The following is a 15630-nucleotide window of genomic DNA, read 5'->3' as shown; positions in this document are numbered from 1 at the left end:
AACATGCTCACACGACTCGCACATCTGATTTTATTTGTCATACTACTCACTCCGGCACGTGCCGATGAAGGCATGTGGCTACCCGTGATGCTGGAAAAGTACACCCTGTTGCAGATGCAAGCCAAAGGCTTTCGGCTCAGCGCCGAAGATATTTACAGCATCAACCAAGCCAGCCTAAAGGATGCCGTGGTGATTTTCGGACGAGGCTGCACAGGCGAAGTGGTGTCGGCCAAAGGATTGTTGCTGACCAACCACCACTGCGGACTGGAGATGATTCAACGGCACAGTACGGCAACCAACGATTATTTGAACGAAGGCTTTTGGGCACACACCGCTCAGGAAGAGCTTGTCACGCCCGACCTCACGGTCACCTTTCTTCGGCAGATGCACGACGTGACAGAACAAGTGCTTAAAGATGTGAGCGACACCCTTCCCGAAACGGAACGCCAGCGTATCATCGACCGCAACAGTGCTGCGCTGATTAAGCAGACCGGCGACACGTGCCGGTTCAAAATCGACATCAAGCCTTATTTTCATGGCAACCAATACTTCATGCACCTGTACGAGGTATTTGAAGACGTGCGGCTGGTGGGCACGCCACCCTTGGCCATCGGCAAGTTTGGCGGCGATACAGACAACTGGATGTGGCCACGTCACACGGGCGACTTCTGCCTGTTTCGCATCTATGCCGACAGCCTCAACCGCCCCGCCGGTTATTCTCCCCACAACGTGCCTTACCGGCCGGCGCGGCATCTGAGCATCTCCCTGAAAGGGGTGAAAGAAGGCGATTTCACCATGTTGATGGGATTCCCGGGCAACACGTCGCAGTATGCACCATCGCACCATCTGGCCATGCTTCGTCACGACCTGTACCCGCCCCTGATTGCCCTAAGGGGACAAAAGCTCGACATCATCAAACGCCACATGAAGCAATCGAGCGAGATACGCCTAAAATACACAGCCAAAGAGGCTACCATCGCCAACTCGTGGAAACGGTGGATTGGCGAAATCAAAGGCATGGATCGCTACAGAGCCATCGCTGTAAAACAGGCCTTCGAACAGGATTTTATACAATGGGCCGACACCCTGGCCCCCCCAAGCCATCGGGAATTGCTGCATCGTTACGAAAAACTGTATGCCGATCTGACGCTGTTTCGCCTGGCCGAAAGCTACCTGCTGGAGATGATTTGGCGCAATGGCATGGAGCTGATCGAATTTGCAGGAGCATTTGCACAACTCAACCACCAGCTCAAAGCCGGAGAAACAGACAGTACCCGCCTGGCCGACGAGATGAATAAAATAGCAGCCCGTGCCACACAATTCTTCAAGGACTACCACCCGCCCATCGACAGGGAAATGACCATCGCACTGCTCAAATCGTACCGAGCCACAGTTCCGGAGATGTTTCACCCGGTGACCTTTATGCACATCGATAAGCATTTTAAGGGCAACATGGACAAATACGTGGCATACCTGATGCAACACTCGCAACTCACCACGCCACAAAAAGTGTCGCAACTGCTAGCCGAAAAGCCCTCACGACTGCTCAAGGTCCTTGAGAACGACCCGGCCTGTGAGCTCTATCGCAGTTTTTACATGGTGTATGCCAGACAAATCTATCCATCACTGACGGAATTGAACCGGGAGCTGTCGCAACTGAACCGCCGGTACATGGCCGCGCAGATGGCCATGCAGCCTCAAAAGGCATTTTACCCCGATGCCAACTTCACACTGCGCGTGGCTTACGGACAGGTAATGGGCTACCGGGCGGCCGATGCGGTGCAGTACCTCCCGGGAACCACCATCGACGGCATCATGGCCAAAGAAAATCCGGATATATATGATTACCGAGTGCCGCCACGGCTCAAGGAACTCTACTGCAACAAGAACTACGGGCGTTACGCCTCCAACGGAACGCTGCCGGTGTGTTTTGTAGCCACCAACCACACCACGGGGGGAAACTCGGGCAGCCCGGTGCTCAACGCCCATGGCGAACTCATCGGCATTAACTTCGACCGGGCATGGGAGGGTGTGATGAGCGACCTGATGTATGCCCCCGACCGATCGCGCAACATTGCCGTGGATATCCGCTATGTGCTGTGGCTCATTGATGTGTATGCCGGAGCCGGGTATTTGGTGGAGGAAATGAGTGTGGTGGAATGAAAACACTTATTTAACTTGTTGCAAATCAACATCCATTCAACTCAGTGTAAACACATCGTCCAAAGTGCAAACAACTAAGAAATGACGCTGAGTTGCAGTGAGATAAGATGAGAACCAGTGAAGAGAAGAAACCTCAGTGTCACGCTGCAAAAGAGTTATATAGTAGTCCCTGATTAGCCGATGTAATAATCCGGTCATAATAACAACTACAATGTTGTTACATAAAAGAGTAACACAATGGAGACAGAGTTTCGCGGAAATACACCAACCCTTCATTCACATCCATAATAATTTGGCAATAATTTTATTGTAAATCACACTAAGAATATGCCGTACTTTTGTATCAAACAAACAGATTATGGAAATTGCTGAATTAAGAAAAGAATTGCACGCTTACATCAACCTTGCTGATGAAGATTTTTTAAATAGGGTCTATGCCTTGAGCCAGGAATATTCATTTACCCAAAGTACTATCGGGTATAATACTAACGGCTAACCCATTACACAACAAGAACTAGCCGAGCGAATTAGCGCAGCCAGTGATCGTGCAAAATCAGGTGATTACCTAGCCCAGGAAGAAATGAACAAGGAGGTTGAAAATTGGTAAATCGAGTTTCACTTCCCATCCGATGGGATCGATTGGCAAAAAAAACATTTAGACGACATCTACCATCACATCGCAAAAAAAATCGATTCCAGCAGCCCGAATGATTAAAAAAATGAACTGATCCAATTAGCTGGAAACCTCAACCATTTCCCGGAAAAATCCTCAAGAGAAGAATTTCTATCAAATGAAACAGGCCATTACCGTTCCGTATCCAAATGGAATTACAAAAACATCTACGAAATCACCAAAGACTTGCCACTCCCCTGCAATTTCGGCCTCCTAAATTAAAAAAGAGGACATCCATGACGGACATCCTCTTGCAGGGCATATTATATCAACCAAAATTTAATAGAGCCCCACTTTAACAGTTTTGTTGGCATCGGGAGCCATCACCTTCACCACATAAATGCCGCGCGGAGCATCGAGATCGATGTCGCCATCCGTTTGAATAGATCGGATAAGAGCACCGCCGATGTTGTAGAGATGAATGGTGGCAGCGGCATTAACGTTAGCCACAACAATGCGTCCATTGGCAGCATACACCTCAATGAACGATGGGGCACCGGGCTTCACCACCGATGTGGATGGATCGGCAGCCACCAAGGCCGGAATGGGATCCCAACCGTCACTCCCTTTGGTGAAATTCAAGGTGGTGATGGCAGTACCGTCAGTGAGCGTGGGTTGCGTGAGCACGGTTGACCACGAGGCTCGGCTGGCCGTATTGTTTTCACCCGACTTTTCAACGGTTCCAAACTCGTACATCTTATTCGACTCGCCCCCCAATGAGTTCAACCAGGCAACCGGAGCAATCATCGATTTGCCTGCAAACCCTGTGAAATCGGTGGTTTGAACAGTGGTATTGAAGAACACCACTTCGCTGGTGGTTGCCTGCCAGGGACGGCCGAAATAACTGGGTTTCGACAGATAGGCTGAAGCCGTTTCAGTGCCCGGAATGGCCGAAGTGACGTTGCACTCATACATCAGATACCCCCGTCCTGAAGCCTGCTGGGCTGCGGTGATATAGCACACATCGGTAGAGACATCGCTGGTATTCATCACCAAATCGGTTTTGTAGAAGGTGGCCACCATACCGCCAAACAAATAGTCGGTGCCGCCCATCATGGCGCCTTTGTACACCACCACACGAGCATTCTGACCGCCATAAAACGAATCCTGACGCCCCACCACACGACACTTGTTAAGAATGGCCTTATCAGCACTGCTTAAGAAGGCGATGGCCGCAGCCCTTTCCACAAAACTCTTGTTTTGCACGTCAGTATTGCCCATATCGGTGGGACGGGCGCCCTTGCTGCCACTTTCCCACATCACCACCACGTCTTGCGACTCTTTTTGTGAGATGTACTGATTGAACGAGTTCTCGAAGATGATGTCCTCGGCCTGAAAACCGGCAGCGCTTACCACCACAGTGGCGTTCCAGTATGAACCATTGGTGGTTCCTGAACCTTTATTGACGTACGACAGGTATCCGTTTTCCTTGTTGACACGCAACACATCGGCATTCCATTTCTGGTTCGATGCCATGCTGTAATAACTGTAACCGTGGCCATAGTACGAGGTGATGCGCACGGCATTGGCCGAGATGTCAATACCTTTATTCAGCAGAGCAATATCGGGGGTGGCCGATGCGTTTTTCAAAGTCACGCTGGGCACATCCACCACCAACATCTCTTCGTAATTGCCCGGGTCGATTTGAATAGTGACGCGTTGATCGGCAGTTCTGGCCATTTGTCGAACCATTTCGAGTGCTTCGTTGATGGTTTGACATTGCTTGTCGGCTCCCACGGTAATCACCTCCTGGTAAGGCACCACCACACTCGTTTTCACATGAGTAAAATAGGTGGTTCCAGCCACCGAAAGGGTGACAAAACCGGGATCAGTGCCGTTGTAGACATATTCGGTATTTTCAAATACCGAGGTGCTTCCACTTGCAGTGGTGATGGGCTCTCCACCTTCGATGCTGAAGTTGGCGGCATAATAATAGGTGATGGCTATCTTCTCGCCCACGTTCACGGGCACTTTAACAGTGGCTCCTGCACCGGCCACCAGATGACCTTTGGCCACCTCGTTGTAAGCACTACCGGAAAACAACATCCCCTTATAAGCAGGCGTACCATTGGCAATAGTTTGGTCGTCGAACGACCAGTTGGTCACAGGCTCAAACGCCAGCTCTTTCGATACATCAGAACTGTTAACCGTCAGATTTGAAGTCAACGCCAAAGCCAGCGGATACTCATCCAAACCAGCGCAAGTCACCGCATACACACCATCGCGCAAAGCGATACCGCTCACCGATGCAAAATGGTAACTATAACCGGCTTCGTTAAGATTGGTAAACGATACAGACAACTTTCCAAGTTGTTCCGTAGTCAGTCCCGGTGACGTAACAGCCACATTGTGGGTTGGTTTTAACGCAAAAGAAATGTCAGTGGTCGTGGCATCGGTAATGGTCAATTTGTCCAACGGAATGTAGTAATCGTTCACGCCAGAGGCAGACAAAGTATATTCGCAATTGGGCTCCAACATCACGGTGTAAGTGGCATCAGCGGTGTTGATGACCGGTTGGGGTTGATAGATTTTATTGGCAGCCGCATCGGGGGTCAATACCAAGGTCATTTGGGATATATTGCCTTCCAATCCCACAATCGAACCGCTCACAGCAAACAATTCAACTTTTTTTATCGTCACATCAAAGGCAAGGGAAGCTTCCGTCACCTCCACAGAGGTCGAGGAGGAGATGATGTAGCCATTGGCATCGGTCAACGTCACTTCGTAGCTGTACCCCACAGGCAGACTCACCGAATAACTATTGCTGCCCATGGTGGCCTTCCAGGTTTTACCGGCCGCATTGGTAAAAGCAATGGCGTACCCTTCAGGGATATCGGATGCCGCAGTCACATCGACCGCTCCGGTGAGGTTTTTGTAAACAGCATCTTTCCGATAAACACGATAATAACTGGGCTTACCCACCTCATCAAAAATATGATAGGTACCCGCATTTTTTGCCACAAACTTCAGCTCGGTTAATTCGGCAGTGATGGCCACCTTATCGGTTTGAGCCTCGGGATCGGCCACGTATTTAAAGTTGATTTTTCCACCGCCATCGGACTTCATCATCAAGGTCACCTCATCGTCTTCGCTCAAAGTCAAACTCATGTAGCGACCAACCGCAGCACCGGCATTGACATACAAACGACCAACGTAACCCACCCCACCCAACTCTTCATCGTATCGGGTCAAATTGGTGTTGGAGGTGCGCAAACGGTCGTTGCTGCCACCCACCCAGCTCATCACGCCGGCCGAAACGGAACTGGGGAAGTTAAGGTTCGTTGAACCAACCGTCACCGACGCCGGATACCAGGCATTGATGATTGCTTCGGTCAATTGGTTGTTGTAAAGGGCTTCGTCGAGCTGCTGGGCGCCAAAATCCCACACGTCGGTTTTACCTTCGGATGGAAGAATCAAAGCAGCGTTCTCAACCGACACGCCATGAATATAAATCTCGGCATTGGGGTAAGCAACGCTCTTTAAAGTGGCCGTAATCACCCCGGCATTGCCGGTATATGAGAAACTACTGGTAGAACAACTTCCGCTACCTTTAGCAGGAATGCTTCCCAAAACCGCACCATCGGAGTCGGAGAATTCAAACACCGCATCCGTTGCACTCCCGTACTGACACACCCCAAACGTGATGGTGGCGTTACCGGCCACAGTAAAGTCGATGCTATTTCCTGAATACATGGTCGCCCCATGCGTGCCATCGTGAAATCCAAACATGAGAGAATTGGTAGTCGTATTGCTTTTCATCGACACCAACCCATCGGCGGTAATGAAGCAATGATAACGCAACGAGGTGTAACTCACCTGAGGCAAGACGCTGCCATCGTTGAAAGGATAATTGTGAGAGGTTCCGGCCTGCGCCTCAACGGCATGGCTATCACTCACAGTTATTGCACAGCTGTTGGGCAAAGAGCTTTCGCCTGTAAAAGTCACCTCCAACTGGTTTCCATTGACGGTTACCGAAGCGATATCGCCCGTGAAAACAGGCGTAAACGACGAAAGCGCGGCACCGCCCAAATCGATGATCACCCCGGCCATATCAGGCAATGCATCATACATCAACTCACCGGCACTCAGCGACACCACCGGCTTGGCAGCTGCATCGGCACCGGCCGTGTAACTGATTTGCGTGCCATTAATGGTGATAGTCCCCGTTTTTTGCACCCACGGATTCAGAGTCACCTCGTAAGGAACGGGCAAAATTTGAATCATGGGAATATAGGTGGTTCCGGAAAAGAGAAGCTCCACGGTTCCGGCCGTTCCCACGTAAAGAAAATCGACCATTGAGCCATCCTCATGAAAGCACATGGTGGTTTTGGTATCTTGAGAGGTCTTATCGAATGCCCCGGTGGTGCTGCTCACATCCACTGTACCGTTTGAATACTGACATCCTCCCAATTTTATGTAAGAATTGCCGGCCACCTTAAGGGTGATTTTATTCCCAGCTTTAAGAACAGAACCGTGAGTTGAGCCATTATATCCATAGGCATTTGAGGCGCCCGGCTCAATCTTAAACAGCCCCTGCTCGATAGTAGACTTGCCATCGGTGGTTGTAGGAATGATGCTGCCATCACGCAGGTCAAAGTTGTAAATAATGTTCTTTTCGGGTTCAGAAATACTACCTCCCAACTGGGCAGGAATGACCGTCATGCGGGGCAAATAAAGATCATTCCCCGTACCGGCAATGGTTTTAAAGTTGAGGGTTGCAGCGCCGCCATCATACACAAAATCGTATGTATCGACCAAATCTGTCACCACATTGGTCACCTGCTCGCCCAAATCCCCCTGATAGGTAGCCGTCCCTGCCATTTTAAGCCCCGAATACTTCGAACCCAGAAAGCGAACCGTACTACTCCCAGACACAGCCAGGTTGATGTTACCATCGACCTTCATGTTCAAACCATAAGTGGTTCCATGTAATTTATAACTCCCCCCGTTCAGGCTGAGAGTCGAGGGATTGTCGGTACTCATACCTGTGGCATAATCCATCTGAATGCCCTCAGGGACTGTGTTCGTGAAATCGTAAAACGGGGGTTCTGTCAACTGACCCACCGCGAGCGTGGTTCCCAGCAACACTCCCCATGCCGATAAAATGATTTTTTTCATTGGTATAACTATTAATGAAACAATGCGATGTTTTGACCTTTGCCGGGCAACGCCCGCAGCAAATGTTAACAAACCAAAATTATCGCAATCAAAAGAGAACCATTTGAAGATATTGCCGAATAACCTGAAGGAATCACCGCAGCCACAAAGAAAACAACACCAGAACCAGCACAAAACATTCATCAACAAATCATCACAAACACAACACATTAACACAACAACCACCCACCACACCAACAAATCATCACCCCAAAACAGGCAAAACCACCCCTGACACCCGACACACGATTGTCTATTTTTGTTAAAAGTCACGCAATGAAGTTTTTCGTCCCCCGGCCACACCTCCTACCCCTAATGCTAGGGATTCTGTCCACCGTTGTGCTGATGGCCGACAATGGGCAGCGCCACTTGTTTGAACATCTGGGCACCGAAAACGGACTGTCGCACAGCCACGTGTCGGGCATGCTAAAGGACAGACAGGGCTTCATGTGGTTTGCCACTTGGGACGGCCTAAACCGTTACGACGGCAATGCCTTTGTCACCTTTAAACCTGGTGACAACCACCCCGGCGCCTCCAACCGCATTGACGGACTCAGTGAAGATGGCCATGGCAATATATGGGTGACCACTGTAGATCGAAAGGCTTACCGCCTCAACCGGTTGACCGAGCGATTCGAAGCACTGCCGCCCCTTCCCGGCAAGCCCACACCTCCCACCATCGGGTCATTGACACACACCCCACGGGGCGACACCTGGATCATCCTGCCCGGCCATGGCGCCTGCCGCATCGTCACCAACCCAACCAACAACCAAACCACCGTTGAATCCTTCAACGAACAAAGCAGCATTCCCCTGCCCGACAACCATGTCACGCACATTATTGAAGATACCGGGGGCAGCGTTTGGCTGGCCGGTGCGAAGAGCGTGACCTGCCTAAGCCAAGACAGTGTCAACCACGGAATGACTCCGGTGCCCCTACGCACGATGCCATCGTACCTTCGCGAACAAGGCGCCATTACCGCGGTCATTGCCGGCGAACAGGCTGTATGGATGGGAACCGACAAAGGGTTGTTGCTGAGATTCGATACCCAAACCCGTCAACTCAAAACAATCCCCATGTCCTCCTCGGCCGCCATCACCACACTGGCGTGCGACAACCAAGGTAAGCTGCTGGCAGGGACACAACAAGGTGGCATAGCAGTGGTGAATGAAGCCAGCGGAAGCCTGGTGCACCACTACCACCATCCGGCCATCGGCCATGTGCTGAAACTATATGTCGACAGCCGGGGGCTGATATGGGTCGAGACCCGACAACCCGGCATTGTTAAAATAGACCCGACCACCGGGCTAACACGCCACTATCAACAACCGTTGGATGTAGCACCCGACTTACGTCCCACGGCTCAATGCGGGATGATGGAAGATGAAACCCACCGCATTTGGCTCACCCTTAAAGGCGGTGGGTTTGGTTACTACGACCCCGAACATGACCACATCGCTTACTTTCACAATCGCCCCGGCGACCCGCAAAGTAAAGTCTCGAACTTTGTGAACTGTTTCTATAAAGAGGCTTCGGGCACCCTGTGGCTGAGCACCTATTTTAAGGGCATCGAAAAGGTAACCTTTGCCAGTGAGCGGTTCCGTTTTGTACAGCCGACACCACAGGCCAATCTAAGCATCGCCAACGAAGTACGCGCTCTGCTTTACGACCACGACGGCCTGCTGTGGGTGGCCACCAAAAAGCAGGAACTCTTTGTGCTCGATTCGCTCAATCGCATCGTCAAAAAAATAACGCTCACCAACACCCAACAACCGGGCATGGTTTACGCTCTGCTGCACGATCATCAGGGAAACATTTACGCCGGCACCAAGGGAAACGGACTCTTCAAACTCACCCGACGGGGCAAGCTCGAATATGAAGTGAGTCACTATCGCCATCACCCCGACGATGCATACTCACTCTCGAATGACAACATTTATTCCCTTCTACAGGACAACCGGGGACGCATTTGGATAGGCACTTACGGGGGCGGACTGAACCTAATGGACGGAGAGCGCTTCATCAACCCCGGCAACGAGTTTGGAAACTATCCCGACCAACAAGGACTCAAGGTTCGCCATCTGGCACAGGATCGACAAGGAAACCTGTGGCTGGGCACCACCGACGGCCTGATGCTGGCGCAACCCCACGCCGCCGACCATCACGAAACCCGCTTTACGCTCTTCACCCCATCGCTGGGCAACACCTCTGGGCTACTGAGCAACGACGTGTTTCAGGTGCTTTGCAACAGCGCTGGCACCCTGTACGTTACCACACTGGGTGGTGGCCTCTCCATTTTAAAAGAAACAGACCCGCAAACCCGCCATCTGACATTCGAGACACTGACGCAAGCCAGCGGACTGCCCAGCAACATGATTTTTACCCTGGCCGAAGATGACCGGGGACAACTGTGGATGTCGACCGAAAACGGCATCTGCGCCTATGAGCCCACGACCAAAACCATCAACCATTTTGGGCGCCACGATGGCATCGCCAACACAGCCTTTTCGGAGGGAGCCGTGGCCCGGCGGTACGACGGCACCATCAGCTTTGGCACCAACAAGGGGCTGTACACCTTTCATCCGCACAGCATCATCATGCCTTCGTCGCCGGGCAACCTCACCTTCACCTCCCTGCAGCTCATGGGCAAAGCGGTTAAACCCTCACCCGAAGGCCCGTTGCACCAATCGATGACCCAAACCGACCACTTGGAGTTGACGCACCAGCAAAACCTATTCACCATTGGGTGGACAACGCTCAACAGCCCCACCACCGACCGCCCTACTTACGAATACGACCTGGAGGGCTACGACCGGGAGTGGCGCCCTGCCGGAACCGGGCATCAGGCCGACTACAGCCACGTGCCCCCCGGAAAATACAACTTTCACGTCCGGTTCAGCAACCCGGCTCTGCAGGCGGTCAATGCCACGCGATCGCTGCGCATCACCATTCGCCCGCCCGCCTGGAAATCGACCCCCGCAATGATCCTTTACCTGGTGGTGGCCATCGTGCTGGGTGCCATCATCCGCCGGTTTTTTGGCACCATCCTGAAGCTTCGACACAAAGTGGCCGTCGAAAAAGAACTCACCGACATCAAGCTCAACTTCTTCACCAACCTATCGCATGAGCTGCGCACGCCGCTGACGCTCATTTTGGGGCCGGCCGAAGAACTGCGCCACGACACCCGACTGCCATCTCGGGCGCACGACATGGCACGTCTCATCGAGGACAATGCCAATCGCCTGTTGCGCATCGTCACACAACTGCTCGACTTTCGCAAGATGGAGAGTGGCAAGATGCCCCTGACGCTTATTCCGGTGGATATGAACGTCCTCACAGAGCGAATGTGTGCCGGTTTTAAAGCACTGGCGGCACAAAAAAGCATCGTCCTGACCCACGAACCCTCGCCCACGCCTTGCGTCCTGAACCTCGATGCCGAAAAAACCGAAAGTGTGCTCACCAACCTGCTGGCCAATGCCATCGCCCACACCCCAAAGGGAGGTCACATCCGGCTGGTGGTGCAAGATGCTGATGCATCGAAACAACCTAGCGTGGCTATCATCGACAACGGCACGGGCATCGCCCCCGAACTGGCACCCAACCTGTTTGAAGTGTTTGCCAGTCATCGCCGCCCCACACGCAACGATCAGCCCGGCACCGGTATCGGGCTGGCCTATTCACGCGCCATCATGCGGCAACACGGGGGCGACCTCGTTTACCGTCCCACACCCGGCGGCGGGGGCGACTTTTATCATGCTATTTGAAAAAGCACAACGCACGTCAGACGCGGTGTTCACCCCTTTGACAGAGGCAACGCCAACAATAGAACCCATGCCGGCAACGGAGGCCACGCCCCCATTGCCTGACCATAAAAAAGTGCTGATTGTAGAAGACAACGCCGACTTGCGCCGTTTCATCCGCCAAAGGCTGGAGCCTCGTTATCGGGTGGAAGAAGCAGAAGATGGTCGCCAGGCTCTGGAGAAAGCCCGAACGTGGCAGCCCGACCTGATCCTCACCGATGTGATGATGCCGGTAATGGATGGCATTGAATTGCTGCGAGCCCTCAAGGAGGACTTCGACACAAGCCATCTGCCCGTGGTGCTACTCACCTCACGCGCATCGGTGGAAAGCCGCATTCAGGGGTTGCGCTATGGCGCCGATGCTTACCTGACCAAACCCTTCAACATACAGCAACTGGAAGCACAACTCGATAACCTGATGCGCCAACGCGACCATCTGCGCCAGTGTTACACACAGCAACCTGCCCCGGCCATGCCCCAACCGGGTCTCACCGAACGCGACCAGCAATTCCTTGATCAGGTGCGTGCCATTGTGGCACAACACCTGAGCGACCCCGACTTTAAAATCGCCGACCTCTACAGCGAGTTGGCCATGGGACGCAGCAAATTCTTCGACAAGCTGAAAGGGCTCACCGGCCTCTCCCCTATCGACTTTGTAAAAGAGAGCCGTCTGGAAAAGGCACGCCAGCTGCTCGAAACCACCAACCACAACGTCACCGAAACGGCTTACCTCACGGGTTTTTCCGACTCGGGATACTTCAGCAAATGCTACAAGGAACGGTTTGGCGTGAACCCATCGCAGGTGGGGAAGTGAAATGCCCCCTCCATCACCCCAAGAAAGGTCTTTGAAAAAACACATTATGGAAATGTCTGTAGTTCGCAACACACTTTATGTAGATATGACCAAAATGGTCGCCCACGGATGACCACAACGGATATGCAGTACCAACAACACACATACGTTGTATGCCGAACCCTATCGGGAAATAGATCCCTGCCTGAGTTGAAAAGAAGCCCACTTAAAAATTCACATTATGAAAATAACTGTGGTTCGTAACAGACTTCATGTCGTTAAAACCACATGCGTTATGTCCTTTTAGCAACAAGCCAGCACAACGAAAATCTTGCATGTGACGTACTGACTTATTATATTTGTACGTATTTTAATATGGAAATTATGGAAACGAAATTAACATTGAGACTAAATGATCATGTTATCGAAAGAGCTAAAATTTATGCACGTAGTCATCGGATTAGTCTTTCTAAGATGATTGAATCTTATCTTGACAGCGTTACGAAACAAAAAGAAGAAGAGAAAAAGATTTCAATTACTCCTCTTGTTGAGAGCTTAAGTGGTGTGATTGACTTGCCTGCTGACTTTGATCACAAAAAAGAATATCGTGATTTTTTGGAGGAAAAGTATAAATGAAAAAATTATTCGTTGATACAAATATTGTGATTGATTTATTATCAAGAAGAGAACCCTTTTTTGAAGAAGCCGCAGAATTATTTTCTCTTGCAGATAAAAAGCAAATCGATTTATCTGTTTCATCTTTGACGATTGCAAATACCAGTTATGTATTGTTGAGACAAATGGATTCCAATAAAGCGAAATCGGTTTTAAGGAAACTTCGGTTGATTCTTAATGTTTTGCCATTAGATGATAAAATAATTGGATTGGCTTTAAATGACGATACTTATTCAGATTTTGAAGATGGACTTCAATACTTTACAGCAATTGAAAATGAGCAAGAATTGATTATTACTCGAAACCTTAAAGATTTTAAAAATTCAAAATTGCCAACAATGACAGCTAAGCAATTTATTGAAACGCTTGAATAAGCCCAGATACGAAGGTTGATGAGTTATCTGCATCTCTAAATGAAGGAAGAGAGCCACTACCCAACTCACGTCAAAACAATAAAAACCTATGAGTTTTTTGAGCCTCCGCGTTTAATATTTACACGACAACGCACTCACCTTCCCCTAAACATGGTTACTCCCCATGTTTCCAATAAGTGACCTCCCCGACCGTTTCGGCATCCGAGCGTTGCAACCAATAGGCCGGGGTGACCTTGTGCCCGGTGAAGCTGCGCAGGCGACGCTCGTACACATCAATGACAGGATTGAACAGCAGGTCGGTGACGCCCAGGGTGATGCGGCCTTGCACGTCGGCATTTGCCATCACTTCATAGCCATTGTGCAGCAATAAGCGACTCAGAAATTCAGCACGCGGGGCTTCCATACCCGACTCGACCACCACGCAGCGCTTGCCGCCCATCTCTTGAACTGTGACTTTAATTTGATTGAGTGCCATGTTGATAAATGATTGAATGGTTACAATTTAAAGACATTAACTCACCGCAAACAAATACTCAAAGAACCAGCTGATGAACCCGGTGGCAAAAATCCCGGCCATGCACAGCAGTAGTCCCATGCGCATGTAGGCATCAGATTTGAAAAAGGCGATGGGGTGTTCATTTTTGTCGATGAACATGGCTCGCACCGGACGCAGGTAATAGTAAAGCGAGATGGTGGCATTGACCACCGCCACAAAAATGAGCCAATAATAGCCCTGCGATGCGGCTGCGTTAAACAGAAACAACTTACCAAAAAAGCCGGCCACAGGGGGAATGCCGGCCAATGAGAACAATGCCACCATCAGCACCAGCGTCAGGCGGGGATTGGTGGCATACAGTCCACGATAGTCGTCGATGTTTTCCTTACCGGTGGCATTGCTGATGGCTGCCACCACGCTAAAGGCCGCGATGTTGGTAAACACATACACCAGCAGGTAAAACACCACCGAAGCCATGCCCAAAGCCCCCTGCCCCAACATGCCCAACAGGATGAAACCCGCCTGGGCGATGCTCGAAAAGGCCAGGAACCGTTTCATATTTTGCTGACGAAGGGCAAATAGATTCCCCACTGTCATGGTCATCACCGCCAGCGTCACCAAAATGATGCGCCACTGCTCAACAGCAGCGCCAAACACATGATACAACACCCAGGTGAGCACAAACACCGCCGCACCCTTCGACACCACCGAAAAATAAGCCGTTACAGCCACCGGTGCCCCCTCGTACACATCGGCCGTCCAAAGGTGAAAGGGTACCAAAGAGATTTTAAAAGCCATGCCGGCCATGAAAAAAACCAGTCCCAAAATCGTCAGCACATCGGGACGAAAGGCCGCCTGCAACGCATCAAAATGCAACGTTCCGGCAGTGATGTAGATAAACGACAAACCAAAAAGCAAAAAAGCAGTGGACATGGCCGACGAAAGAATGTACTTGATGCCCGCCTCGGCCGACACACGCTTGTAGCGATCGAAGGCCGCCAGGGCACTCAAAGGAATGGAGGCCAACTCCAGCCCCAGGTACATCATCATAAAATCGCCGGCCGACACCATATAATGCATCCCTATGAGGGTCGAAAACACCAGAATGAAAAACTCCGAGACCTTATCACTGTTTTCGGGACGACGGATCCAGCCGTACACCTGAAAAAACACCAGCAACGCACCGGCATCCAACACCAGCTTCACTGCCGTGCGCAGAGCATCGGTGCGGTAAATGCCGCCAAAGAGCGTCCCCGCCTCGGGATACATCCCGCCCACCAGCATCGACAGCCCCATGAGTGCAATGGACAAGGGCAACACCACATTGGTCTTGTGCTTTGCCGACGAAAAAATCTCCACCACCAGCAGCACCACCACCGATACGGCCAGCATCAATTCGTGGCGCATCAGCCACAGATTTTGTGAATTCATTGAACAACAATATTTAACAAGCAGAACCCATCTGCCAATATTCTTTAAAGAAAAAACAATCGATTTG

9 protein-coding genes are annotated in these 15630 nt (G+C 51.0%); 6 read left to right on the top strand and 3 right to left on the bottom strand.

The annotated features are described in order from the left end of the window. The first annotated feature begins 3 nt into the window (after nt 1-3). Nucleotides 4-2163: a S46 family peptidase gene (locus tag LX69_RS06455; RefSeq protein ID WP_111445016.1), complete on the top strand. Its 2160-nt coding sequence runs from the start codon at nt 4-6 to the stop codon at nt 2161-2163. Nucleotides 2164-2521: 358 nt separating this feature from the next. Then, a complete protein-coding gene (locus LX69_RS17730) occupies nt 2522-2659 on the top strand; it encodes a hypothetical protein (protein WP_170124270.1) in 138 nt (45 codons plus the stop codon). A 456-nt stretch (nt 2660-3115) separates the two neighbouring features. On the opposite strand, the gene LX69_RS06450 is transcribed toward LX69_RS17730, so the two are convergent. Further along, the gene (locus LX69_RS06450) at nt 3116-7954 is read right to left on the bottom strand and encodes a pectinesterase family protein (protein ID WP_111445015.1); all 4839 of its coding nucleotides are present in this window, start codon (nt 7952-7954) and stop codon (nt 3116-3118) included. Nucleotides 7955-8269: 315 nt separating this feature from the next. Between LX69_RS06450 and LX69_RS06445 the strand changes: the two genes are divergently transcribed. From LX69_RS06445 to LX69_RS06430, 4 genes are all read left to right on the top strand, one after another. Further along, complete coding sequence (locus LX69_RS06445; RefSeq protein WP_111445014.1) at nt 8270-11758, top strand: sensor histidine kinase; 3489 nt, start codon at nt 8270-8272, stop codon at nt 11756-11758. A 67-nt stretch (nt 11759-11825) separates the two neighbouring features. After that, nucleotides 11826-12608 (top strand): response regulator transcription factor, encoded by a 783-nt coding sequence (locus LX69_RS06440; protein ID WP_170124269.1) that lies wholly within the window; start codon nt 11826-11828, stop codon nt 12606-12608. A gap of 363 nt (nt 12609-12971) precedes the next feature. Then, nucleotides 12972-13223, top strand: coding sequence for a DUF6364 family protein (locus LX69_RS06435; RefSeq protein ID WP_111445073.1), 252 nt, complete (start codon nt 12972-12974; stop codon nt 13221-13223). Continuing rightward, nucleotides 13220-13636: a type II toxin-antitoxin system VapC family toxin gene (locus LX69_RS06430; protein WP_111445012.1), complete on the top strand. Its 417-nt coding sequence runs from the start codon at nt 13220-13222 to the stop codon at nt 13634-13636. Before LX69_RS06435 ends, LX69_RS06430 begins: the two co-directional genes overlap by 4 nt. Nucleotides 13637-13790: 154 nt before the next feature. Here LX69_RS06430 and LX69_RS06425 read toward each other — a convergent pair whose 3' ends face one another. Further along, nucleotides 13791-14111, bottom strand: coding sequence for a hypothetical protein (locus LX69_RS06425; protein ID WP_111445011.1), 321 nt, complete (start codon nt 14109-14111; stop codon nt 13791-13793). Nucleotides 14112-14147: 36 nt separating this feature from the next. After that, on the bottom strand, nt 14148-15563 hold the full coding sequence (locus tag LX69_RS06420) for an NADH-quinone oxidoreductase subunit N (RefSeq protein ID WP_111445010.1): 1416 nt from the start codon (nt 15561-15563) through the stop codon (nt 14148-14150). Between the last annotated feature and the right edge of the window lie 67 nt (nt 15564-15630).

It is taken from the genome of Breznakibacter xylanolyticus (assembly GCF_003254275.1).
In the GTDB taxonomy this organism is placed as follows: Bacteria; Bacteroidota; Bacteroidia; order Bacteroidales; family Marinilabiliaceae; genus Breznakibacter; species Breznakibacter xylanolyticus.
Note: the sequence above shows the minus strand (reverse complement) of the source record. Positions and strands in the feature narration are given on the sequence as shown.